Annotated in this window: 22 protein-coding genes; 13 read left to right on the top strand and 9 right to left on the bottom strand. The window is 68.1% G+C overall.

The window, feature by feature from the left end; genetic code table 11:
• Positions 1–110: 110 nt before the first annotated feature.
• From AWQ68_RS03755 to AWQ68_RS03765, 4 genes are all read left to right on the top strand, one after another.
• Positions 111–1,304 (top strand): hypothetical protein, encoded by a 1,194-nt coding sequence (locus AWQ68_RS03755; RefSeq protein WP_157544848.1) that lies wholly within the window; start codon positions 111–113, stop codon positions 1,302–1,304.
• Between the two features lie 1,650 nt (positions 1,305–2,954).
• Positions 2,955–3,293 carry a cold-shock protein gene (locus AWQ68_RS40435; RefSeq protein ID WP_218006759.1) on the top strand — a complete coding sequence of 113 codons (339 nt, stop codon included), beginning with the start codon at positions 2,955–2,957 and terminating at the stop codon, positions 3,291–3,293.
• 253 nt (positions 3,294–3,546) lie between these two features.
• Positions 3,547–4,209, top strand: coding sequence for a HEAT repeat domain-containing protein (locus AWQ68_RS03760; RefSeq protein ID WP_306306767.1), 663 nt, complete (start codon positions 3,547–3,549; stop codon positions 4,207–4,209).
• Positions 4,210–4,215: 6 nt separating this feature from the next.
• Positions 4,216–5,220: a HEAT repeat domain-containing protein gene (locus tag AWQ68_RS03765; RefSeq protein ID WP_066934683.1), complete on the top strand. Its 1,005-nt coding sequence runs from the start codon at positions 4,216–4,218 to the stop codon at positions 5,218–5,220.
• 193 nt (positions 5,221–5,413) lie between these two features.
• On the opposite strand, the gene AWQ68_RS03770 is transcribed toward AWQ68_RS03765, so the two are convergent.
• Both AWQ68_RS03770 and AWQ68_RS03775 read right to left on the bottom strand, forming a co-directional pair.
• Positions 5,414–6,478 (bottom strand): winged helix DNA-binding domain-containing protein, encoded by a 1,065-nt coding sequence (locus AWQ68_RS03770; protein WP_169808849.1) that lies wholly within the window; start codon positions 6,476–6,478, stop codon positions 5,414–5,416.
• A 115-nt stretch (positions 6,479–6,593) separates the two neighbouring features.
• A complete protein-coding gene (locus AWQ68_RS03775) occupies positions 6,594–7,184 on the bottom strand; it encodes a TetR/AcrR family transcriptional regulator (RefSeq protein WP_245655731.1) in 591 nt (196 codons plus the stop codon).
• A gap of 125 nt (positions 7,185–7,309) precedes the next feature.
• Between AWQ68_RS03775 and AWQ68_RS03780 the strand changes: the two genes are divergently transcribed.
• Positions 7,310–8,098, top strand: a complete 789-nt coding sequence (locus AWQ68_RS03780; protein ID WP_066934692.1) for an SDR family oxidoreductase — start codon at positions 7,310–7,312, stop codon at positions 8,096–8,098.
• 128 nt (positions 8,099–8,226) lie between these two features.
• Here the strand turns inward: AWQ68_RS03780 and AWQ68_RS03785 are convergent, their stop codons facing one another.
• Entirely contained in the window at positions 8,227–9,276 is a 1,050-nt protein-coding gene (locus AWQ68_RS03785) for an aldo/keto reductase (RefSeq protein WP_066935549.1), read from the bottom strand.
• Between the two features lie 88 nt (positions 9,277–9,364).
• Here AWQ68_RS03785 and AWQ68_RS03790 point away from each other — a divergent pair, with 88 nt between their 5' ends.
• A complete protein-coding gene (locus AWQ68_RS03790) occupies positions 9,365–9,808 on the top strand; it encodes a MerR family transcriptional regulator (RefSeq protein ID WP_066934695.1) in 444 nt (147 codons plus the stop codon).
• Between the two features lie 203 nt (positions 9,809–10,011).
• On the opposite strand, the gene AWQ68_RS03795 is transcribed toward AWQ68_RS03790, so the two are convergent.
• Positions 10,012–10,743 carry a class I SAM-dependent methyltransferase gene (locus AWQ68_RS03795; protein WP_066934698.1) on the bottom strand — a complete coding sequence of 244 codons (732 nt, stop codon included), beginning with the start codon at positions 10,741–10,743 and terminating at the stop codon, positions 10,012–10,014.
• A gap of 394 nt (positions 10,744–11,137) precedes the next feature.
• On the opposite strand from AWQ68_RS03795, the gene AWQ68_RS03800 reads away from it, so the two are divergent.
• Positions 11,138–12,718 carry a serine/threonine-protein kinase gene (locus AWQ68_RS03800; RefSeq protein ID WP_169808850.1) on the top strand — a complete coding sequence of 527 codons (1,581 nt, stop codon included), beginning with the start codon at positions 11,138–11,140 and terminating at the stop codon, positions 12,716–12,718.
• 50 nt (positions 12,719–12,768) lie between these two features.
• Here AWQ68_RS03800 and AWQ68_RS03805 read toward each other — a convergent pair whose 3' ends face one another.
• The 3 genes from AWQ68_RS03805 to AWQ68_RS03815 all read right to left on the bottom strand — a co-directional run bounded on the left by AWQ68_RS03805 (position 12,769) and on the right by AWQ68_RS03815 (position 15,394).
• On the bottom strand, positions 12,769–13,671 hold the full coding sequence (locus tag AWQ68_RS03805) for a hypothetical protein (protein WP_157544850.1): 903 nt from the start codon (positions 13,669–13,671) through the stop codon (positions 12,769–12,771).
• Positions 13,672–13,749: 78 nt separating this feature from the next.
• Entirely contained in the window at positions 13,750–14,175 is a 426-nt protein-coding gene (locus AWQ68_RS03810; protein WP_157544852.1) for a hypothetical protein, read from the bottom strand.
• Between the two features lie 88 nt (positions 14,176–14,263).
• Complete coding sequence (locus AWQ68_RS03815; RefSeq protein ID WP_066934709.1) at positions 14,264–15,394, bottom strand: protein kinase family protein; 1,131 nt, start codon at positions 15,392–15,394, stop codon at positions 14,264–14,266.
• Positions 15,395–15,448: 54 nt separating this feature from the next.
• Between AWQ68_RS03815 and AWQ68_RS42005 the strand changes: the two genes are divergently transcribed.
• Positions 15,449–15,760, top strand: a complete 312-nt coding sequence (locus AWQ68_RS42005; RefSeq protein ID WP_157544854.1) for a type 1 glutamine amidotransferase family protein — start codon at positions 15,449–15,451, stop codon at positions 15,758–15,760.
• Positions 15,761–15,897: 137 nt separating this feature from the next.
• Here the strand turns inward: AWQ68_RS42005 and AWQ68_RS03825 are convergent, their stop codons facing one another.
• Complete coding sequence (locus AWQ68_RS03825) at positions 15,898–16,317, bottom strand: hypothetical protein (RefSeq protein WP_157544856.1); 420 nt, start codon at positions 16,315–16,317, stop codon at positions 15,898–15,900.
• 419 nt (positions 16,318–16,736) lie between these two features.
• On the opposite strand from AWQ68_RS03825, the gene AWQ68_RS03830 reads away from it, so the two are divergent.
• The 5 genes from AWQ68_RS03830 (at position 16,737) to AWQ68_RS03850 (ending at position 21,900) form a co-directional block, all read left to right on the top strand.
• A complete protein-coding gene (locus tag AWQ68_RS03830) occupies positions 16,737–17,252 on the top strand; it encodes an FBP domain-containing protein (protein WP_066934719.1) in 516 nt (171 codons plus the stop codon).
• Between the two features lie 791 nt (positions 17,253–18,043).
• Complete coding sequence (locus AWQ68_RS03835) at positions 18,044–18,550, top strand: RNA polymerase sigma factor (RefSeq protein WP_306306768.1); 507 nt, start codon at positions 18,044–18,046, stop codon at positions 18,548–18,550.
• Positions 18,547–19,485 carry a CU044_5270 family protein gene (locus AWQ68_RS03840; RefSeq protein WP_066934724.1) on the top strand — a complete coding sequence of 313 codons (939 nt, stop codon included), beginning with the start codon at positions 18,547–18,549 and terminating at the stop codon, positions 19,483–19,485. Before AWQ68_RS03835 ends, AWQ68_RS03840 begins: the two co-directional genes overlap by 4 nt.
• Positions 19,486–20,321: 836 nt before the next feature.
• Positions 20,322–21,269, top strand: a complete 948-nt coding sequence (locus AWQ68_RS03845) for a CDP-alcohol phosphatidyltransferase family protein (RefSeq protein ID WP_066934726.1) — start codon at positions 20,322–20,324, stop codon at positions 21,267–21,269.
• 97 nt (positions 21,270–21,366) lie between these two features.
• Positions 21,367–21,900, top strand: coding sequence for a sugar O-acetyltransferase (locus AWQ68_RS03850; RefSeq protein WP_157544940.1), 534 nt, complete (start codon positions 21,367–21,369; stop codon positions 21,898–21,900).
• 30 nt (positions 21,901–21,930) lie between these two features.
• Here AWQ68_RS03850 and AWQ68_RS03855 read toward each other — a convergent pair whose 3' ends face one another.
• A complete protein-coding gene (locus AWQ68_RS03855; RefSeq protein WP_066934731.1) occupies positions 21,931–22,782 on the bottom strand; it encodes an SAM-dependent methyltransferase in 852 nt (283 codons plus the stop codon).
• Between the last annotated feature and the right edge of the window lie 185 nt (positions 22,783–22,967).

Below are 22,967 nucleotides of genomic sequence, written 5' to 3' on the forward strand. Positions count from 1 at the left end.
CCCGACCAGTGCGGGGGGCACCGGAGCTGGCCGTACGGGTGACGGCCCGGGTGGCGCTGCGCAGAAGGCGGCGCAGACTGGCGGCGAGTGTCGCCGCGGCCGCCGCCGCCGTGCTGGTGGTGATCGGTGTCATGTCGTCGTACATCGTCACCCGGCCCGACCCGGTCGCCACCTCCCCGGAACTGGATGGCGTGCGGATCGGCTACGTCCCGGAGAGGCTGGGTGCCCCGCAACGTCTGCGAACGCAGGAGAAAGACATCAACGGAGGGATCCGGCTGCGCGGTGAGGCGCTGAGATGGCAGGCCGGCAGCGATTTCGTCCAGGTTTCGGCCTACCGCACGGATGGCACCGTGCTCGACGCGATGGACATCCTGGCCATGAATGTCGTCGACTCACCAGTCGAGCCGCGATCCGGCGGCGATCCGGTGTTGTCCGGGGACGGCACCAGCGCCATGTGGGTCGCTGACTACCGCCTTGTACTGAAAGTCACTGTCTCGGCGACTCTGAAGGGAGAGCGCGACCGAATCGCCGACGCGCTGCGAGTGGTCGGCTGGAGTCCCGCCTTCGCCGGACTCCGCGTCACGTACCTGCCGGCCGGCATGTGGGTCTCAGGAGCGGGCGCGAATCCCGACGCGCTGACCCGGCTCTGGCAAGGTGAGTCCGGCCGCCGCGTCTCCATCGAGGTCGTATACGGCCGGGCCGCGGCGACACTGGAGAAGTTGCGTGCCGCCGGACAGCCACCGGAGGTTCTGACCGATGTGCGTCCGGCCTCGGTGCACGGCCAGCCGGCCTACGCGGCAGCCGCCGGACAGGGAGGCCGGGTGTTGCTGTGGCTGGTCAAGCCGGGAATCGGCGTGCGGGTCCGGGAGGACCACCTGCCGGAGGGGGACCTGGTACGGATCGCCGAGGGCATCCAGTCGCCTCCCGAAAGCCAGGGCGAGTCCCTCGACGGCATCGCGATCTCCCTCGCTGGTCTAGATCTGCGGCCGGGTCCTGTGGAGACCGCCATTGCGGCACGTTGGCGTTCCACCACCCGGCGATGGATCGGCCCGGACGGCGAGGACACCGTCACTGTCTCCATCCAGCGTGGCGCGGCGCTTCCGAGCAGCACCTGGTGGAGGAGCGTGTCCAGAGGCGAGCCGAAGCCGGCGACCATTGCTGGAGTACAAGGGCATCTGCTCGACACGGGGGCCTCCACAACCAGCCGGAAGTTCACCTGGACTCCAGAGTCCGGCCTGGCCATCGTGGTCACCGCCCCGGCGCATGATCTACGGCGAATCGTGAAAGGTATCGCGGTGCCATGACGCTGGAACCCGTGCCGGTTCCAAAGACGCACGCCAGGCCACCGCCATGGAATGTGGGCGGGACCGCAGCCCCCTCCCGCTATTCCGCGGACAAGATCGACGTCCACCCGATCCTGTCCGGGCCGGATCGGGTTGCCTGCGACGAGCCAAACCCGCTCGGATTTGCGGCAGCACTGAGCGGGGTGACGATCAACAGCAGCTATCGCAGATAGCGGATGCTTATCTGCGATAGCGCGGGTGCCATGCTGGGAGAACACCCCGCTGCGGGCCCGATGACTCCCCATCACAAGCGGCGAAGCCGCCGATCTTGCTAAGGCCGGTGCTAACAACGTCCCTGGACGGCCTTGGACATCGCTGGAATCTCGGAAGCCGGATACCGCCTCTGAGCAGGCGTTCACGTCAAGGGTGGACCGATGTGGACGTCCTTGACCTTGCTACGGATCAGAAGGTTAGGGGTTCGAGTCCTCTCGGCCGCGCCAGACGAAGAAGGCCCGTCACCAGGGAAACCTGGGAACGGGCCTTCTTGCTTTCTAGACCATCCAGGCCGTTTGCCAACAAGGTGGCTCCCCTCTGTCCAGACCGGCCGCAGAGTGAAATAGCTACTGGTCAGAGTGGTGCGGGTGGCTCCGGTGATCGACCTACCTCTTGACGGCGCCGTACATCCCCGAGCCGGGGCAACTGCGGTCACGGCCGTCTTTGCGTCCAGCTCCCAGCCTTTCGTGTACGCCGCGGCCAACTCTTCCCCGCCCAGCGCGGCCTGACCACAGCGGGCGAGCGTCGCGGACCTGCGGATCGGTATGGTCGTGCGCGCCCCGCAGCCGGACGGCGGCCCCGAGCAGCATGGCCGATCACGCGCCCCTTGACCGGTGACGAGTGCCGGATACAGTCCGAGGCCCCTGAAGAAGGAGAGGGGAAAGATACGTGCCCCGGCGTGCCGCGGCTCCGCTGGTTCGGCTAGCTCACAGCGCCGGCCCATAGCCTCGAGCCGTCCGATGCCAGGCCGGTTGCTTCAGTCGGTGTCTATGTCTCGGCGCAGAGACGGGCATCAAGGCGGAGCGCGATCGCGACAAGCACGTCGGCCCGGCGCGTCCACCGGGCACCGACCCGAGCGGATCATGGCGCGACGGGTTCAAGGGCGTCATCGTGGAGTTCTTTGACGGATTTCACGAACCCGGGTTCGACATACGCTGCCACTGAAGCCTCCGGCTGGGGCGCTCCGGCTCCAGGGTCATCGCCCGCACATTGCTGCCGGCTCAACCGATCGAGCGCCTTTCGGGTCTCAGCGGAGGGGATCTGCGCGTAGACATCCATGGTCATCGAGATCTGCGAGTGCCTCAGGATGCGCATCGCGACTCGGGGATGAACGTCGAGCGCGGCCAGGAGCAAGGCGCAGGTATGCCGGTGTCGTGGACGCGCATCTTGGACACCCCGCCTTACGGCAGTGAGCCTCAAAGGCCCGGTTGAAGTTGCGCGGTTCGATCGGCGTCCTGTTCCTCGTGGTGAAGACAAGATCCGAGTCCTGCAACCTGGCCCCGCATCCTTGCGGGCGTCCTCGAACGGCGATGGAAAACTAGTTAATAAGGTTGCGCCTACCGAATTCGGATTCTACGAATCGCATGTGGAGCTTCAATACGACAAAGCAGGTGCCTGGTGTCACACGACGACAAGCGCGAACCGATAACGGGAACCGTCACGGAATGGCATGACATCGATGGCCTAGGAGTGATCACTTCCGAGGACCTCCCCGGCGAGGTCTGGGTGCACTTCTCGCACATCGTCATGAAGTCCCCACGGAACCTCACGGTAGGCCGGTCAGTCCGCTTTACCTGGGAAGAGTTTCCACAAGACGGCTACCGGTTCCGAGCCGTGCGCGTCTGGCCAGATGAACATCAATTCGATGGAAATCTAGCCAATGAGGTTCCGTCGGCCGAATTCGGAGGCTACGAGTCGCACGTGGAACTTCAATACGACGACGTAGAAGCCGAGTAGGGCAAGGCAAAGCTACGCCTCCGCCTCAACGCACGAGGCGGGGGCACCGCGTGTAGATCACTCTCCACGACGTGGCTCCGGCATGGCTCGGCTGCTTTACCACAGGCCTCATGACATCACGCCGTCTCATCTGACGTGACAAGCACCGGACTCGGTGGGCAGAGGGTGCCTGGCCATCTCACGGCGTGGCCCCGCTTGACCTTGACACAGTGAGAAGGGCTTCACTGCAGTCAAGGAGGTGGTCCCGATGACCATGCCGAAAGAGGACACGAACACGATGCGAGCTCTCCAGGGGCTGGAGAACGGCACCTCGTCGGTGCGGCTGCAGGCAGCGCTGACGGTCGGCACGACGCCAGACCCGCGGTTCATCGACAAGCTCATCGAACGCTGCGCGATCGAGCCCAACTTTTACGTGCGCGACATGCTTACTTGGGCACTCACCCGCCATTCATCATCAATGACGGTCCCGAAGCTCATCGATGAACTCCGCTCGGAGCGTGCGCAGGCACGAAGCCAGGCGTTGCACACGCTGTCCAAGATCGGGGATCGCCAAGCGTGGCCGGCGATCACTCGGGCGCTTCTGACCGACGCCGACGACGAGGTGGCGCGGACCGCCTGGCGCGCAGCGGTCGTACTCGTGCCCGAAGGTGAGGAACCCGAGTTGGCCGGAGTGTTGGCGACACAGCTCGGGCGCGGCGAGCGTGAGACGCAGTTGAGCCTCAGCCGGGCGCTGACCGCGCTCGGTGAGGTGATCATGCCGACCCTGCGCGCCCCGATGACGGATCTCGACCCTCGCGTGCGTCAGCACGCGATCGCCACGGAACGGCTGTTGCGCAACCCGGATGCCGGATTCGAGTTCGCGATCGAGGAGGCGAAGCGCATCGTCGCCCTCGGCACGACCGGCCAGGAGGAGTGATAAGCAGTGTTGATCGGTGATGTGGCACGACGGTCCGGGGTCAGCGCCCGCATGCTCAGGCATTACGAATCGCTCGGCCTGGTGCGGCCAACGGGTCGTACCGAGGCCGGCTATCGAGAGTACTCCGGCGAGGACATCCGGCGGATCTTCCATATCGAGAGCCTGCGGTCATTGGGGCTGTCGCTGCGTGAAGTCGGGCGCGCGCTGGATGATCCCAACTTCACGCCCTCGGAGCTCGTCGACGACCTCATCCGCCAGACGCGAGAACGCATTGCGGGTGAGACCGAGCTGCTCACCCGACTCCGTCGGATCGGTGCCGCGGAACCCGCCGACTGGGAGGACGTCCTCCAGATCGTTGCACTCCTTCAGGCCTTGGGGTCGGAGAGCGCTGGGAAGCGCCAGCGCGCGGCCTTGTCCTCGGTCGAAGAGGTTCCGGTGCCAGTGGAAGCTCTGGTCGAGGCAGCGTTGAGCGAGACGGATCCGAACGTCGCCGGAGCCCTTCGTTGGGCTCTGGCGCGCTCGGGCGATGGCGGATTGCCCCTGTTGGCGGAGGGCCTTGGCTCACCAGTAGCCGAGGTGCGGAAACGTGCCGTCCAGTCCATAGCCGAGATTCCGAACGGTGAGGCGACCGCACTGCTGCAGGACGCCCTCACGAACTCCGACATCGTGGTCCGCAGGTGTGCGGCTCTGGCGCTCGGGGCACGTGGAGTAGCCGACGCTGTCCCGACGCTCATCGACATGATCGTCGAGGGGACGAACGACGCCGATGCAGCCGATGCACTGAGCGCGCTGGCGAGGGATCCCGCGTTGGCGGATCAGATCGCTACCGGGCTCGTTGACTGCCTCACCCACGGCACCATTGATTCGCCTGCACGTCGACGGCTGACACAGGCGCTCGCCGACATCCCGGGGATGACGACGTCACTTGCCCTCGCAGATCTGTCACATGACGAGGACCGTGCCGTTGCGCTTACTGCGACATACATTCTCAAGCTACGCAACGCACGATAACGGATCTTTCCTGGAGTGCTGTGTGCGTGGGGACCGGTTGTTGCCGGTCACCGCCGACAGAGCCACGGCATCGCCGAGCATCCTGCGAAGGTTTGCGCGAACGGAGCGGTGTCCAGGGAGTGCATCGCGATGCGGAGGAGGAGGGGCACACGGCACGGGGACAGATCCGCCGCCGGCCCCACCACTTCGGAGCTCACTCCATGACGGTCAGGCGGGTGTCCAGCCCGAGGAACACGCCGATGTCCTCGGTCTCGGCCGCGAGGGCCGGCAGGACTGCCTTCGGCAGAGGTTCGAACGGCTCCACGGTGATGTCGATGCGTCCGGCCGTACGGCGTGTTCGCCAGGTACCAGCCGCCCGGCCGTCCAGCAGCAGCGCCGATCGGATCACGCCGCCGCCCGGATGGATCAGCGCCCGGTAGGGAGCGGGGACCGCGTGCTCCCTGCTCCGCCAGCCGAGCAGATATTCGTCGAATCCCGGCACCAGTCGTACGACCGGCTCACGGCCTGGTTGTGAGCGTGGGTCCTCCTCGGCCGAGTCCGGCGCTTCACGCCAGGCTCGCTCGACCTCACGCAGCGGCAGGCCTGACCACGCGGCGAGATCCGGGGGACCGGCGGGGTCATGGGCCCGGCGGTAACGTACGACCAGCTTCCGCATGGCCGTCTCACGGTCCGGGACGTCCGTGGGGACAGGCGAACCCAGCCAGTCACCGGCATGAACGTAGGTCGCCTTACCGTCCCGCTCCGGGCCGAGCACTACCTTCCCCGACCCCGCGGAGAGCATCGCCAGGTGCACGATCGCCTGTCCCTGCGCGGGCAGCCCCGCCTCGGTCAGTCGTCCGCCCAGTTCCGGCTTGGTGAGCGGGCCCTGACCCGCCAGGGCCGACTCTGTCACGCTCACGGCTCTGTCGGTGTCGGTGTCCACGCCGAGCTGCCGCAACCTGCGCAGCGAACCGGCCGGAGCGGGTTTGACCAGGGGATAAAGCCAATCAAGGTCATCCGCAGCGATCAGGTGCAAAGTGCCCCGTGGCCCCCAGCAGCGCACGACCGCGCCGGCTTCTCGGGTCGCGGTCAACTCCCAGGCCGTCAGGCCTGACATCCGCGCCCGCAAGGCCAAGGGGAACGCGCCCGGGTCCTGGGCCTGCACGGCCAGCAGGTGTCGCACGACCCCGACCGCCCCGCCGTTCCCCGACCGATCCAGGAGCTGGGCGCGAACACGCCGGGCGCGCACGTCCTCTGTACCGGTTGACCCCGTATTCACGCTCACTACGCCTTTCCCTTGCCGCGTAACCCACTTCCTCGGGCGACTACGTGGCGCCGGGCTCTGTGGCCTCGTGTCGCGGTTCGGGACAGCGGCCCGGTGCCGACGCCGGTCGTCACGTGCTCCTCAGGACGGAAGAGCCGGCTCCGACGCCATGGAGGAGCGTGTCGACGACGAGCGTGGCGAGCGCGTCGGTGCCGCCGACGACCTCGGGGCCGCTCCGCGTCGCCTCGTGGATGAGCGCGTAGTAGGCACGGCGCGCCCAGTCCAGGTCGACGTCGGCACGGAGCAGCCCCGCGTCGCGTGCGCGCTTCAGCAGTCGATCGCACCCGTCGCGCACCTCCGCGTGGATGCGCTCCACCTCCGGATCGGACGACGGGCGGCTCATCGCGAACTCCCATCCGATCTTGACCTGCAGGACGTTCGCGGTGACCTGGTAGAGCGCGACCAGTGGCGGCGTGGTGTCGGGGCGGGCAGCCAGCACGGCGGCGTGAAACCGCTGGGCGGCCCATCGGGTCATCGCGCCCACCAGCGCCTCGCGGCTGGCGAAGCGGCGGTGGACCGTGGTCCTGGCGACGCCGGCCGCCTCCGCGATCTCCTCCATCGAGGCCGCCGGGTTCCTGCTGAGCGTGCGCTCAGCGGCCTCGAGGATCGCCTGTGCGGTCCGTTGTGCGTCCGCACGGAGCGGGCGGTCCTGCAGTTCCACGTGCATCTCCCTTCTCGCGAAACAGTAACGCGGAACGACAGATGAGCGCCTAACTTGCATCATCTATGTTGCATCTAATACGTTCGCCGCGTCTACAGTGACGCCAATCGGTGAGGATGATCTGCATGGACATGCGGTTGAACGGCAAGATCGCCGTGGTGACGGGCGCGAGCAGGGGCGTGGGGCTCGCCATCGTGAGGGCGCTGACAGAAGAGGGCATGCGGGTCGTGGCCGGAGCGCGGACCGTCTCCCCCGAGCTGGACGCGACCGGCGCGATCACCCTGCCGGTGGACCTGTCCGTACCCGACGGGCCGGCCGCGCTGATCGAGCGGGCGCTGGACGAGGTGGGCGACATCGACGTGCTCGTCAACAACGTTGGAGGAGGCGACGGCGGCGAGGGGCAGACGGGTGGCTTCCTGGGCTTCGAAGAGGAGCACTGGCGGCAGGCTTGGGACCTCAACTTCCTGAGCGCGGTCCGCGCCACCCGGGCGGCGATGCCCAGCCTCCTCCGCCGCCGCGGAAGCGTGATCAACATCTCCTCGAACGGCGCGCGCACGCCACACGCGGGACCGATCCCCTACACGACGGCCAAGGCGGCCCTGACGGCGTTCGGGAAGGCGCTGGCCGAGGAGTTCGGCCCGCAGGGCGTGCGGGTCAACACGATCTCCCCCGGCCCCGTCCGCACATCGCTGTGGGAGAGCGAGAAGGGGTACGGGGCGGCGCTCGCCGCGTCGATGGGCATGGAACTGGACCAGCTGATCGACCAGCTGTCCGGTTGGATGGGCATGTCGACGGGCCGGCTGATCGAGCCCTGGGAGGTGGCGGCGCTGGTCACCTACCTCGCGTCCCCCAACGCGGCCAGCATCGTCGGAGCGGACCACCTCATCGACGGCGGCGCCGTCAAGACCGTGTGAGCACGCGGCACGCCGAACGGCAACCTTGCTGACGCCGGTGCTGACAACAGTCCTGGAAGGGAGGCGCCAGCCGTGCACGCGTCAACGCGGTGGCGGGCGTTTCCGTGCGGGTGGCGCTCAGGAATCGGCTAGGCGGCGGAACGGCCGGCGATCGGGCGCCGACGGCGGGCGGTGTCGGCCAGCACCGGCGGGCGCCAGGCGCCGTCCGGCTGGTAGATGTTCGTCCCGGGCGGCACGATTTCGTCGATCCGGTCAAGGGCGGCGTCATCGAGGGTGAGCGAGGCGCCCTTCAGCAGCGACTCCAACTGGTTCATCGTTCGCGGCCCGGTGATCACCGACGTGACGCCGGGATGCGCCACGGTGAAGGCCACGGCCAGTTCGGGCAGCGAGCAGCCGAGGCCGTCCGCGACCTCGACGAGCTGTTCGACGATGTCCAGCTTGGTGGCGTTCACGGGAAGCGAAGGATCGAAGCGCGCCGGCGTCAGCGCCGCGCGACCGGTGGTGAGATCGATGGACTGTCCCTTGCGATATCTGCCGGTCAGGAAGCCCGAGGCCAACGGGCTCCAGGTCAGCACACCCATTCCCAGACGCTGGCAGACCGGCAGCACGGAGGTCTCGATGCCCCGGGCCAGCAGCGAATACGGCGGCTGCTCGGTCCTGAAGCGCAGCAGGCCACGGCGCTCGGCGACGTGATACGCCTCGACGATCTCATCGGCCGGGAACGTGGAGCAGCCGAAGGCGCGGATCTTGCCCTGGTGTACGAGGTCGCTCAGCGTGGAGAGCGTCTCCTCGATGTCGGTCGTGTGGTCGGGACGATGAATCTGGTAGAGGTCGATCCAGTCGGTCTGCAGGCGCTTGAGGCTCTCCTCGACCTCCTTGATGATCCATCGCCGGGAGTTGCCGCCCCGGTTGGGGCCCTCGCCCATCGGGAAATGCACCTTGGTGGCGAGCACGACGTCGTCACGACGGCCGCGCAGCGCCTTTCCCACGATCTCCTCTGACTCGCCCGCCGAGTACATGTCGGCGGTGTCGACGAAGTTGATCCCGTGATCGAGGGCCGAGTGGATGATGCGGACACATTCGTCATGGTCGGAGTTGCCGACAGCGCCGAACATCATGGTTCCGAGGCAGTGGACGCTCACTTCGATGCCGGTACCGCCGAGGACGCGGTAACGCATGGTCATGCTCCCTTGGTGGTGGGGGTGATCATGTGGCCGAACTCTAGGTTCTAGAGTCGGCTCTAGGGCAACCCCCTACTCTGGGGGCATGCCAGAAACACCGTGCGCACAGGATCTGAGCATCGGACAGGTCGCAGAACGCACCGGTTTGAGCGTGCACACGCTGCGTTTCTATGAGCGTGAAGGCATCCTGGCCAATCCCGTACGACGCGGACCGGGTGGGCGTCGTTTCTACAACGAGGACGACGTGGAGTGGCTGCGGGTCTGCATCCTCCTGCGCGCCTCGGGCATGCCCCTGCCCACGATCCGCCAGTACACCGAACTCGTCAGGCAGGGGTCCGGCACCGAGGAGGAGCGGCTCACGCTGCTACGCCGACACCAGGAGCACGTGGTCGCCCAGATCGAGAAGCTGACCCAATGCCTGGACCTGATCACCTTCAAGGTCGGGGTGTATGAAGACCACCTCGAACAGGGTCCCGCCGGTCAGTTGTGCGCCGCTTCGTCATTGCCGGGAAACGCCGAAGACGATTAGTGCGGGGCGGCGCCGGAAATTCACGGTGGTTCAGAGGATTCCCGGTCGCCGCCATTGAAAGATCGGCCGGCGGTGATGGGGCACAAAGGCTCTGGCGGAGCCTCGCGCTGGACCTGGCCCGTCGCTCGCGGGGTCCGCAGCTCATCGGTTACGCCCACCCGAGCCTCGATCTGGAGAACGGGCGCACGGCTGTGGACTACGGGTCAGTCGCCCGCGGGACGGCGGAACAGGGCGGTTATCAGGAAAGAAGCACCGAAGACGGGGGCGTCGGCCGGCTGCTCCTCCATCCGGCGCATCTCGACCTCGGCGTAGTCGGAAAAGATCCAGCGCACCTCGTCCGGCGTGTACGCGAGGCCGCCGTGCAGACGGGCTTCGCGGTAGAACTCCTCGTCGGGCAGTTCGGAACCCATCGCCCCGGCGGCGAAGCAGCCGAGACCGAGATGACCGCCGGGGACCAGCACCCGATCCAAAAGGGCCAGGTAACTCACCCTGCGGTGCGGCGGCAGGTGGTGCAGACAGCCGGAGTCGTACACCAGGTCGTATCCGCCGGGCGTCAGGTCGGCGGTGAAGGCGTCGCCGCAGTGGAAGCGGATCTCGGCACCCGCCTCCCGGGCACGCTCCTCGGCCCAGGCCACGGCCGTCGGTGAGAGATCGATGGCGTCGACCTCGAAGCCCATCGAGGCCAGGTAGATGGCGTTGCGGCCGGGTCCGCACCCGAGATCCAGCGCTCGCCCCGGCTTGAGCAGCCCCCGCTCGATGTAGGACACCAGGCTCTCATCCGGCTTGCTCGCGAAGAAGGGGACCGGTTTCCCGCGATCGGCGTAGAAGTCGTCCCACCAGGACGACGCGTTGCCCGTCCACCGGTCCGCGTCGGGTGCGAACAGCCGGTCCAGCAGGTCCAGGACGTCGTCAATCGTGCGGATGGTTCGGTTCACTCGGTCTCCCTCAAGCGATGATCCGGCGTTTCTGATCGTATTGATGTGGAGGCTATATAAGAGCTGGTCAGATGCCGTTTCCCCGCACTCCAGCGGTCGCGGAGAGGGCTGTGGAGAGGCGCGCTGACATCACGAGACCAGCCGCCTCCGGGCACCGGCCGTCGCTCGGCAGCCCCTCACTCAGAGGTGGCCGCGGGCATCTCAGCGTCGCTTCCGGACCCGCTTCCCCGGAACGCGAATGTGTCCTTGATCACAATCTCGAAGAGGCCCGAGCCGTCGTCCCGGCTCGCCGACAACGTCCTTGCCGGCATCTCGGGATCGCCCTGGCGGACGACCATGGTGGGCCGGGTCTCGCATCGCTAGTGTGAGGGGATCACCGCGCATGGAGGAGCCGATGCCCGCTGGCCCGTTGGAGCCGGGAGACCCGCGCGCACTGGGGGATTTCGAGGTCGTCGGGCGGCTGGGCGAGGGCGGGCAGGGCATCGTCTACGAAGGCTGGAGCCGCTCCGGCGAGCCGGTGGCGATCAAGGTGCTTCGCAGCAGTGCGGATCCCGCCTCGCGCCGCCGGTTGGCCAAGGAGTTGCAGTCGGCGCTTCGGGTGCCTCCCTTCTGCACGGCCCGGGTGTTGGCGGCGGAGACCGACGGGTCGGCCCCTTACGTCGTGAGCGAGTTCATCGCGGGCCCCTCACTGCAGGATCGGGTGCGTGAACAAGGTCCCCTGAGAGGGGGCGACCTCGATCGCCTGGTGATCGCCACGGCTACCGCGCTCACCGCCATCCACAGCGTGAGAGTCGTCCATCGGGATTTCAAACCGGCCAACGTGCTCCTCGGCCCGGACGGCCCGCGGGTGGTCGACTTCGGCATCGCCCAGTTGCTCGACGCGAACACGATGCCCTCGTCGCTGTCCGGCACCCCGCCGTACATGGCTCCCGAGCAGCTCAAGGGCGTGCACGGATCGCCCGCGGCGGACGTGTTCTCCTGGGCCGCGACCATGGTCTACGCCGCCACCGGGCGGGCGCCGTTCGGCAACGACACAGTGGCCGCGATCTTCGGCCGGATTCTCAACGACGAGCCCGACCTCACGGACGTCCCGTCGCCGCTGCGGGAGACGCTGGCCGTCTGCCTGGCCAAGGACCCGGAGGCACGCCCCTCCGCTCGGGCGCTCATGATCCGCCTGGTCGACCCCGGAGCCGCGACCGTCACGGTCCCCGACGTCGGACCGGTGCCCACCGCCTACCTTCCCTCTGACTGGAGCGGCGCGGCGGATCAGGTTCCGGTCGCGACCGGTCCCGCGCCGACCAGACCGCTCCCCACTGCACCGCCTGAGGCCCAGAGTCCGCCCGGACCCGCGTACGGCCCTGCCCCAACCCGCCGGCTTGGCGGTTCCGATACGGCGCCCCGGCGGACGCGTGCCGTACTGATCGCGGTCACCGGCGTCACCGCGGCGCTCGTGGCGGCGGCGGTGCTGTACGCCACGGGGACGCTCGGCGGCTCCTCCGGCGACGGCGCGGCGCGGCCGGGGGGCGGCACCGGCACCGGCACCGGAAGCGGCACCGACAGCGGCACCGACAGCGGCGGCGACGCCGGGTCCCGCTCGGTCGCAGACGGGCAACCGCCTTCCACCGCATCGTCGACGCCGCCCCCGGCCGACGCGGGAGGCGGAGTTCCAGAGGCGTTCGCCGGAACGTGGACCGGCCAGGTCGTCTCGCAGGACGATCGGAAGAAGACCGCCGACGTCACGCTCACCCTGCTACGTGACCAGCCGACGGGGACGTGGCGTGCCGGTGCCTGCGAGCAGCAGGTCACGGTGACCCGGGTCAGGGATGGGAACGTCCTCGACCTGACCCGTGCACAGCGGGACCTGTGTCTGGGCGGGGACATGACCCTCACTCTGAAGGACTCGGCGACGCTGGACTTCGTGGGCCAGGAGGGCGCCGGAGCGCTTGAGTATCGCGGGAGCCTGCGCCGGTCCTGACGCGGACCGGCGCAGGCCCATAACCAGCGATCAGATGCCCGGACGGACGCTCAGCCCGCCCGCACGATCTGGAACGAGTAGGGCCCGGTCTTCGCCGTACCTGATCGGACCACGATCGCGTACCGGCCGTCTCCGTTGGAGAGCGGCATGTCGAACTCGTATCCGCAGAGGGGGACGGGCTGCCGCGGGCTCGCGATGTTCTTCTCCGCGGCATCGGTGAGCTCCAGCTCGATGGCCGTGCAGGCCCCGGCCCCACCGATGATCTTGATGGCCGACGCGCCGTCCGCATCGAACTCGAAGCGGTCGATGCGTCCCGGGACGTCCAGCCGCCCCGCGCCCGCCGGACTGCCCTCGCCGATCTGCAAGCCGATCGTCGCCTGGAACGTGCGGACCTTCACCGTCGCGATCCGGAAGCTGTACGGCCCGATGACGTTCGTGTTCCCGAAGATCTCCAGTCGGTGCTTGCCCGCCTTGGTCAACTTGACGGACGCCGTGCCCGCGCTGAGCGCGACGCCGGCCGGGCTGATCGGCTGGCCGTCGACCTCGGAGAACACCTGGAACTGGATGTCGTCGCCCGCCATGTCGGTGACGTAGAACTCCCTGGCGTCACCCAGGTCCAGGGTGAACTTGTCCCTCTGCCCGGCCCGGGTGAGCTCGGCCGCGACGGTGCTGCCGTCGACGAGGGCCCCACCCGGTTGCACAGCCGTCTGGGCCTGAGCCGGACCGGCCGTCTCGGTCGGCTCGGTCGGCTCGCTGTTCTCCACGGGTTGGGCGGTCTCGGCGGTCGGGGTGGTCTCGGCGGTGGCCGCGCTGGTCGCGCGCTCCGGAACGGACTGGTCGTTCCGGAGCGTGTTGACGCCGGCACCGCATCCGGTGACGGTCAGAAGCACGAGGGTCGCACCGGCGGCGAGCCGGAGTGGCACGCTGAGGCGTCCGCTGGGGGGAACTTTCATGACAGCCATTGTGCGAAGCCCGCTTGCAGCCCGCTTGCTTCACCACGAATTCCACGTGCGCCAGGCGACCGCCGTGCGTCACTCGGCGCGCCGACCTTCTCGACCGGCGGTTTTCCTCAACGGTGTCAGGAATGCGACGAGGCTGACGCCGAAGAAGACGGCGGGCAGCAGCGCCGCCGCACCCACGACCCAGAGTCCGCTGTTATCCGAAAAGAGTGCGTTGACCGACCAGGACACCCACATGACACCCGCGACGCTGATCGTGCCGATCCACGGATGACCGCGCCGTCCGGAAACGGCGGCGAGGATTCCCATGACGACGACCAACCCGGCCACCTGCCACGGCTGATAGGGGCCGCTGAGACTGCCGTCCGGCTCGACATCTCTTTCCTGGTCCCATCCCAGCCATGCGAGGTAATTCACCAATGACGCGACGGCCAGAATCACGCCGATCCGGGCGCCGTCTCTAATTCGGCGAGCACGTGATGATCCCTCGTTCACCATGGTCCCCACGCTTCCGACGGCTCTGGACGTCCGCAGCATATGAGCCGCCGGATCGCGTTCATAGGGATCAGGGGCCCGGCAGAGAGCATCACACGGTCCGTTCCGGACTCGGCTCCGATGGGCAAAGCTCCTGGACAAGGTCATCGGAGCCCAGCTCGCTGAAGGCGGGATATCCCTGCAGCGGGGGCGTTTCCCACCCTCTGGCGACATCTCTCAGCAGCGTCCGCATCGTCGCAGCGAGCGCCGGAAACTCCTCAAGGGTGCTCGCCATCCCCCAACGATGCTCCAGCAGTTGCCTCCTCGTGGGAACCGGCCGACGAGTGGGGTGAAGCGGCCCGTCCTCCAGGGTGCGCGGCAGCAGCGCCACCGTCGCGTCGACCGTCCAGACCACGATCGCCCGCCGCACCCCGGCCTGCCACACGGCGTCCCCAGCCAGTTCCGGGTACGCGTTCACGACCTCCGCGCGGAAGGCACGCTCGATCCCCTCCGCCAACCCGGTCGGCAGTCTGAAGACGCACCAGCAGGTGGAGAACGGCATGCGGCAGTACGCGGCCGTCAGAAAGACGGACTGAAAGCAGGCGGCCTCGAAGTCGATCAGGCGGAGACCGTCTTGGGTCAGCAGGTTGTTGTCCGGGCAGGTGTCGCCCGGTGTGAACGCCAGATATTCCGCCCCGACCGCCCCGATCTCCGCCAGTTCCCCGGCCAGTCCCTTCGGCACTGCGACTGAGGTTTGGTCAAGTAGTGCGAGCAGGTCGGCGAAGTTCCGCTCGATCCACGGTTCGTCCTCCCAGGACGGCACGCCCTTGTCATATCGGGCCCGCAGTCGCGCGAGATCCGCCCTTTTCGGCACGGATCCGGCGGCCAGCCGTCCAAGTCCGCGAGCCCAGGCCAGCAGGCCCGTGGCCGCGGCTTTCGGATCGTCCCCGAGTAACAGGTCGGCCAACGTCGGCGCGTCCCCGAGATCCTCCAACACCAGCAGCGGCACCGCGGCGTCCACCGCGATCAGCTCGGGACCGGCCAGCCGCAGCGAGAGCCCGGCCGCCTCGGACGCGAAGGAGCGCAGCCCCTCCGGCTCACCCGAGAACGCCTTGACGATCACACTGCCGCCGGAGGCCGTACGGCAGCGCACCACGGTGCTGCGCCGGCTGCCGCCCAGCTCGATCGGATCCGATAGTTCGGTGTCCAACAGATCGCCCGCCGCACGCAGGATCGAGTCCATCTCGGCATCCTGTCACCGCGACGTACGGCGCGGCACCTGCTTATCCATCACCGGGTGCGCTCGCTTCTCGGCGACTGCTCTGGCGTACTGAATCTGACGAGCAGGCTGGATTTCCTGCCGTTCAGCAACGGCGTCCATGACGACCTCGACGAGCAGCCAAGGCGTACGCGCTACCGCGAACTCGTCGGCCGCGGCGAACTCCCACCGGGGCACGCGACCGAGGACGGCGTCGCTCTGCACTACGTGGGCACCCGGCTCCACGACGTGCTCGGCGTCCTTCCTGATCGGAACGCATGGTTCGTCGAGCCGGACGGAGCAGGCCACTACCGCGAAAAGGTCCTTCCTGCTCGTTACTGGATCTCCTGACCCGCGCGCGAATGGCATGAATCGTGCCAAGCGCTCGTGGCGGCGTGCCCTCCTGGTGGCTTCCGAAGTCCCGTCGACGGCGGCCGCGCGTGCGGCCCCCGGATGCTCGGTCGGCCCGCAACTCGTCGGCTGCGACGTCAGTGGGCGGGACATGGGTAGTCCGCGTGCCGGTTGGGCGAGCAGCAGATGACCGCGCAGGTGAAGAATCGTCCGGCCGTCAGCCAGATCCCCCACTGCACGTCCACGCCGGAGCCCAGATCCTGTTCCGCGAACGCCAGCCGTACGGCCAGCCCGATGCGGGCCTCGTCCTCGGGGCGCAGGAACGAGGGTTCGGCGGCGCGATAGCGGTCCGCCAGCCACTCCACGGCCTCCCGTACGGTCGCCGGTGACGCGTCGATCCTTTGCGCCGGCTTGAGCAGCCAGTCGCACGTACGCATCGGGGGCAGCGGCGACGCCAGGAACACGTCGGCGTCGGCGGGCGGAGGCGGCGGGCGGCGTTCGCCTTCCAACTCCCGGTCTTCACCCGCGCCCGTCCAGGAGTAGCAATGGAGGTGCATCGGTCCCCGCCTTGTGGAGAACGGACCCGGCGCGCGATCGCGCGGGACAGGGGCGGCACGTGTCGGTGGCGCTCACCCCGATGGTGGCCGCACCGGCGGCGCGAGGCTCGGCACCGGGCGATGCGGAGCGTCGGGGCATCCGGGCCCTTGGCGTCACGCGGCGCGTAGGCGTAGTCAGCTCCCATAATCCGGGCCAGACCGACGTACCCGTCATCCGAGGGCCGGAGCGTCGCGCCTCTCGATCCCCTGGATCGGCGCGCGCCGTCGGTCCGCCAATCGGGGCCGAGAAATTCGTTTGCGCCTGTACGCCTAGGATCCCTAGGCTTAAACCTATAAGACATAGCAAGTTCCGTGCGGCCGCGTATGGCCTGAGGGCGGTCCGCCGCCGCACGGCGTCCGCTTCGACGGGGAGTCGTGACATGCAGCCCATCAGTGACAAAGAGATCCGCGGATCCTTCGTGAACTGCTCCAAAGGTGACGCCCGCCGGGCCAACCTGCCCAAAGGGCTGTCGGATCTCCCCTGGGACGATCTCGACTTCCTCGGCTGGCGCGACCCCGGCGCCCCTGAGCGCGGCTACATCGTCGCTGAGCGGAACGGCGGGGTCGTCGGCGTGACCTTGCGCCTCGCCCAGGACGTCCGCAGGAGCATCACCAAGAGCACGATCTGCTCCATCTGCCTGACCGCGCACTCGGGCACCGGTGTCGCCCTGTTCACCGCGCCCAGGGTCGGAGCGGCGGGCCGCCAGGGCAACACCGTCGGCACGTACATCTGCGCGGACCTCGCCTGTTCCCTGTACGTACGCGGCAAGAAGCGGGCGGACCTGGAGACGACGTTCGAGACGCTCACGGTCGAGGAGCGGGTCGTCCGCGCCGTCGTCAACCTGTCGGGATTCCTGGACAAGGTCTTCGAGGGCACACCCAGCGCCGCGACCTGAACCCTCCGCCCCCGCTGACCGGCGACAAGGACCGCGTCCGGTTCAGGCTCACCTGCTTGCGCTTGAGCCCTTCCGGACGCGGATAGGCCCGCTGACGCCTCCTTCAGAGCATCACGGCGGATGCGGTCGCCGCCCGGCGTCGCCGGTCGCCGGCGCGGTCTCCCGCTCCCCGCCGGACAAGACCGACCGTAGTGGTTGACATGAGTCCAGAACAGCGGGGACAGCGCTCGCCAGCTCATGATCACACGCCAAGTGGCCTGAGACATCTGCCTCGGCACGCCTTAATCATTGAGGCATTCGCTTTCGCGTTGTCTCACATAGGTTGGCGAGCCGCAGCTCAGCCGCACGGTCACACGCCAACTCGTTTGAGATGGGACATCCGAGCGGGAGTATGCGCGAGAAGTCGCTGGATGGCCAGGCCGCTGTCGGGGCAGATGTCGCGGGGTTGACGACCTTGCCTTGTCAGAACGCCTGGTGGGTAATGAAGACCGGGCCGCGGGTGCGGCCTTTGAGCAGGCGAGGGAGCAGCCGGGCGGCGTCGGCGTCCGAGTAGACGGTCTCCAGCACGAAGTCCTCCCGCGCCTGGCCGCGGCGGCGGATCTTTGCGCGCGCTCTTGGCCTTCACCCGAGCCTCCGCGCGGTCGGCAGCGTCCCGTGAACTCGTTTCCTGACTCGTGTGAAAGACGGGCGACACTACTTCCTTTGGAAGGCCCAACCCCATGCCGCTCAGTACGACCCTGTCTGACGCCGCCCTGGTCGAACGGTCGTGGCGAGATCCCGAGGATTTCGCCTTGCTGTTCGACAGGCACGCAGGACACATCCACCGTTATGTGGCCCGCCGGCTCGGCGACGACACGGCCGACGACGTCGTCTCCGAGACGTTCCTCACCGCGTTCAGGCAGCGCCGCGACTACGACACCGCCCGTCTGGGGGCCCTCCCCTGGTTGTACGGCATCGCGACCAACTTCATCCGCCGGCATCAGCGCACCGAGATACATCGCTATAAGGCGTACTCGAAAATGGGCGTGCTTCCCGACGCCGACGACTCCGCGGAACAAGCTCTTGAGCGGGCGAGCGCGCATGCCGTACGCCGCCCTCTAGCCCAGGCGCTCGCCTCATTGAAGGCCCGCGACCGCGACGTCCTCTTACTCGTGGCCTGGGCCGACCTCACCTACGAGGAGGTCGCCAACGCCCTGTCCATCCCGATCGGAACAGTCCGTTCCCGGCTCAACCGCGCGCGGGCCATTGTCCGCAACGCCCTCGGCAGCACCGACCCCACGACGGAGCAGACCTCATGAATGAACGGACCGACCTGACCGAACTCCGCGACCTGTTCGCCGACAAGGCACACCCCACGGCGGACCGCCTCGCCCCCGCCCGTACCGCCCTCCTGGCCGAAGCCCGCACGAAGCGCCGGCCCCGGGCCCGGGTGGCCGGCCTGCGGCGCCTGATGCTGGCAGGCGGCCTGGTCGCGGCGATGACCGCAGGAGTGATCGCCGTCCAGACGTTCAAGCCTGCCGCGCCCGCGAGCGCCGCCGAGGTGCTGAGGCTGGCGGCCGAGGCCGCGATCGCCACCCCGTGGCCGGAACCCCGCGACGACCAGTACCTCCACTACGAGCAGATCGCGGAGTCGCGCCCCGAGAAGGGGGTTCCCGATCCCGGTCCGCGCCGCATCAACGGCGAGTTCTGGGATTCCGTCGACGGCTCCCGCCCACGACTCAGCTGGGGCAAGCCGTCGAAGTCCCGCCCCCATCGCGGTCGCGGCGAGTACAAGGAACTCGCAACCCGGTGCCCCGGCCACGACCGCCTCACCTACGCCGACCTGCGGGGGTGGCCGACCGACCAGGAGCAGCTCCGGCACAAACTGGCCGAACACGGTAAGGAGATGGTCCTCAAAAAGGACACCGCGACCCAGATCTGGCGCGCCCTCGGCGTCCTCGCCCACCCGATGCCGCCCAAGCTGCAGGCGGCCATCTTCAAGATCGCCGCGACCCTGCCGGGCATCGAGACGGAAGAGCTCACGGACGCCACCGGCAAAACGGGCATCGCCGTGACCCGGGTGGACGACCGGGGCCGCGAATCCTTCATCTTCGACAAGACCTCCTACGTCTTCCTGGGCGGCCAGGAACTCGCGCCGGGACTAGGGCGTGAAGTCTGGTCCGTCACCCGTCCGCAGATCACCGACGAACTTCCGGCCTGGTCCAAATCCCTGAAGCCGGGCGGCTGCGTCTGAGCCTGCATCCGCCGGACGACAGGCGGGCCGCGTCGGCCCGCCTGCCTGCCTGCCTGCCTTGATCCAGCAGCCGGGCGGCGGGCGCCGCACCCGACTACGCGACGACGCGTGAATACGAATCGACCCTCCAGCGGAGTACAGGGTGTACCCCCACAGAAGGGACACCCGCGCATGGCCGCTCCTCCTATGCGCCGACGCGATCCGGCGACGGCGCGCTCCTCGCGCGATCGCGCGCCGAGCCCGTCGCCTCACCCACTCCACATCACATCGCGATTTTTCGCACCATTCCGGCAGATTTCCAGATTTTTCGAGGCGGACGCGACGGTCGGCGCACCCGTACGCCGGAAAAGCGAGCCGTTCACCGGAAACGCCGTGCGGGCGACGAAATTCCGTGAGCTAATGAATGGATGGCGAAGAGTCAGATGAAACGCCACCCAAGGGACCGAGTTGGATGCTTGCGATGAATTTTCAGCAAATGGCGACACTGTTCGGAGCCGACGACGACCTCCACCTGGGAGACGACGCTCACGCACTTCACCAGGATGGATATCCGGATGACACGGACTACCTGGACGATTTGGACGACGATTTCTGACATTTCCTGATTTATCCAGGACCGCGACGACCGGCCGAGGCATCGACGCCCCGCGCACACGACTCGACTCGCCGGTCAGTAATCGCGGCCAACGCACCATCCCCCTGCACGCACCACGATCCCTCAACCCATCAAAACGGGAATTGACCGAATTTTCGGCATTTCGTCGTTCCGGAGTCGCGGCCGATCCCCAGGCCGGAGCGGTTCCGACCGAGGGACCAGATCACGAGGTTTTTCCGGCATGAAGTTCACATTGGACGACGTACGGTCACGGACCTACAAGGCACGAGACGCGTGGTGGACCGTGTTCCTGGTGGACCCCCTCGCGGGTCGCCTGGTGGTCGGGACCGCGAACCGTACCTCGATCACCCCCAACCAGATCACCTGGGGCGCCTTCCTGCTCGGCCTGGGATCGGCCGGGTGCTTCCTGGCGGCGGACCGGGCGTGGCTACTCGCCGGAGCCGCGCTGTACCACCTGAGCTTCGTGCTCGACTGCATGGACGGCAAGATCGCCCGCCTCAAGGGCACGGGAACCGCGCTGGGCGGCTGGCTCGACTACGTCTTCGACCGGATCCGCGTGCTCGTCTGCGCCCTCGCCCTGATGTGGGGGCAGTACCAGGCGACCGGCGAGGACCTCTACCTGCTCCTCGGCATCGGGGTCGTCTTCCTCGACATGCTGCGCTACGTGGACGCGCTCCAGGTGGCGAAGGTACGGCGCCAGATGCGGCGGACCCTCAAGAATGCGTACGACGAGTCCGCCTCGGCCGGAGGGTCGCCCGCCCTGCCCCGGCGGCTGCTCCGTGACGACCCCGACCTGGACACGGTTCTGGATCTCGACCGCGACCCCGACCTGGACGCCGACGAGATCAGGCTCCGCACGCTGGACGTCGTCGACCTGCAGGAGGAGTTCCGCAGCCGGTTCGCCTGGTACATCGGCGTCCGTGAATGGCTGCGCGACCACCGGGTGCGGACGCACCTGGTCAGCGGCATCGAGTTCCAGATGGCGGTGTTCATCGTCGGCCCGGTGCTCGGGCTCATCGTCCCGGTCACCGTCGGCGCGGCGGCTCTCCTGCTGCTCTTCGAAGCCGCGATCATGTACAAGCTCTGGCTGTCGTCCCGCGACCTGGTACGAGCGCTCGGAGAGATCAAGGACGCGTCTCCGCAGGTGCAGGCCACGGCCGGAAACTGAGCCGCGCCCGCCCGGGTGCGGGCGGGGCCGGGATCCGGATACGGTCAGTCGCGTGGACGACTTCTTCGCGGGCGACAGCCGTACGAACCGGGAACGGATGCTGGCGGGCGACCTCTACATCGCGGACGATCCCGATCTGGCCGCCGCGTCGAAGCGGGCCATCCTCCTCGCGCACCGGTACGGCGAGGTCTACGCCACCGACCCGGACGCCGCGCGGCCCATCCTGGAGGAGCTGATCGGCTCGATCGCGCCGGACGCCCACATCCGGCCGCCGCTGTACGTGGACTACGGGGCGCACATCACGATCGGCCCCGGCACGTTCGCCAACTACGGTCTGACCGCGCTGGACGTCGCTCCGATCACGATCGGGGCGGACGTCCAGATCGGCCCGAACGTCCAGCTCCTCACGCCGACGCATCCCGTCGATCCGGACATGCGCCGCGCGAAGCTGGAGGCGGCCGAGCCGATCGTGATCGGCGACAACGTCTGGCTCGGCGGTGGCGTGATCGTGCTCGCCGGCGTCACCATCGGCGAGAACAGTGTGATCGGCGCGGGGGCGGTCGTCACCAGGGACATCCCGGCCGGGGTCGTCGCGGTGGGCAACCCGGCCAAGGTCATCCGCCACATTTAAGACGTACACCCCCGGACGGGCCGCTCCGGCTCAGTCCGGCTTCCGGGCGACGCCCCCGGCGAACGTGTGATAGGTGATCCCCTGCGCGGCCTGGTCACCGGGGCCCGGCCGCCACTCGGGCAGCGGGACCAGGCCGGGGTCGAGCAGCTCGAAGTCCCCGAAATAGGCGAGGATCTCGTCGCGCGTACGCCACCGGCCGGTGCCGAGGTTCTCGTTGAACAGCTTCTCGGCCGCGGCCGCCTGCTCGGCGACCTCGGGGTGAGCCGCCCCCGGGTTGTGGAAGTGCGAGATCGCCACGAAGCTGCCCGCGGGCAGGGCGTCCCTGAGCCGGGCGGCGATGCTCTCGGGGGCCTCGTCGTCGTTCAGGTGGTGCAGGATCCCGAACAGCAGCAGGCCGACGGGCTGGGAGAAGTCGATCAGCCGCCGCAGGTCCGGGTGGCCCGTGATCTCCTCCGGCTGCCTGATGTCGGCCTGGATGACCATGGTGGTGTCGTTCCTGGCCAGCAGCGCCCGGCCGTGCACCAGGACGATGGGGTCGTTGTCCACGTAGACCACGCGCGCCGCCGGGTCCACCTCCTGCGCGATCTCGTGGACGTTGCCCCGCGTCGGGAGGCCGGAGCCGATGTCGACGAACTGTCGCACGCCCGCCTCGGCGGCCAGGTGGCGGACGACCCGGCGCAGGAACTCGCGGTTGGCGCGGGCCGCCTGGGGAGCGTCCGGCGCGATCTGGAGGGCCATCTCGGCCACCTTGCGGTCGGACGCGAAGTTGTCCTTGCCCCCGAGCATGAAGTCGTAGACGCGCGCGACGCTCGGCCTGGCGATGTCGATGCCGGCCGGGGCCCGCTCCTGCCCGCCTTCGGCCGGGCTCCACTCCTCGGACACAGTGCTTCCTCCCGCTCGATCGATCAGGGACCGAACGAGATGATCCTAATGGGCAGATATCAAAAGATGTCAGCCTTGCGGCGCTTTTCGGGGAAATTCAGGAGGCCCGGCCACCGGAACGCCACAACTTCGGCAGTAGCACTGTTTGTTTATCGATGTCCCAGAAAAATCCCTTTTCGACCTGA

Source organism: Microtetraspora fusca (assembly GCF_001570365.1).
Lineage (GTDB): Bacteria > Actinomycetota > Actinomycetes > Streptosporangiales > Streptosporangiaceae > Microtetraspora > Microtetraspora fusca.

Bases quoted from the DNA above. Each gene is read 5' to 3' on its own strand.
- AWQ68_RS03760 (WP_306306767.1), top strand. From the start codon at position 3,547: ATGCCGAAAGAGGACACGAACACGATGCGAGCTCTCCAGGGGCTGGAG.
- AWQ68_RS03780 (WP_066934692.1), top strand. From the start codon at position 7,310: ATGGACATGCGGTTGAACGGCAAGATCGCCGTGGTGACGGGCGCGAGC.
- AWQ68_RS03785 (WP_066935549.1), bottom strand. From the start codon at position 9,276: ATGCGTTACCGCGTCCTCGGCGGTACCGGCATCGAAGTGAGCGTCCAC.
- AWQ68_RS03790 (WP_066934695.1), top strand. From the start codon at position 9,365: ATGCCAGAAACACCGTGCGCACAGGATCTGAGCATCGGACAGGTCGCA.
- AWQ68_RS03800 (WP_169808850.1), top strand. From the start codon at position 11,138: ATGCCCGCTGGCCCGTTGGAGCCGGGAGACCCGCGCGCACTGGGGGAT.
- AWQ68_RS03805 (WP_157544850.1), bottom strand. From the start codon at position 13,671: ATGAAAGTTCCCCCCAGCGGACGCCTCAGCGTGCCACTCCGGCTCGCC.
- AWQ68_RS03810 (WP_157544852.1), bottom strand. From the start codon at position 14,175: ATGGTGAACGAGGGATCATCACGTGCTCGCCGAATTAGAGACGGCGCC.
- AWQ68_RS03815 (WP_066934709.1), bottom strand. From the start codon at position 15,394: ATGGACTCGATCCTGCGTGCGGCGGGCGATCTGTTGGACACCGAACTA.
- AWQ68_RS03825 (WP_157544856.1), bottom strand. From the start codon at position 16,317: ATGCACCTCCATTGCTACTCCTGGACGGGCGCGGGTGAAGACCGGGAG.
- AWQ68_RS03830 (WP_066934719.1), top strand. From the start codon at position 16,737: ATGCAGCCCATCAGTGACAAAGAGATCCGCGGATCCTTCGTGAACTGC.
- AWQ68_RS03840 (WP_066934724.1), top strand. From the start codon at position 18,547: ATGAATGAACGGACCGACCTGACCGAACTCCGCGACCTGTTCGCCGAC.
- AWQ68_RS03845 (WP_066934726.1), top strand. From the start codon at position 20,322: ATGAAGTTCACATTGGACGACGTACGGTCACGGACCTACAAGGCACGA.
- AWQ68_RS03850 (WP_157544940.1), top strand. From the start codon at position 21,367: ATGCTGGCGGGCGACCTCTACATCGCGGACGATCCCGATCTGGCCGCC.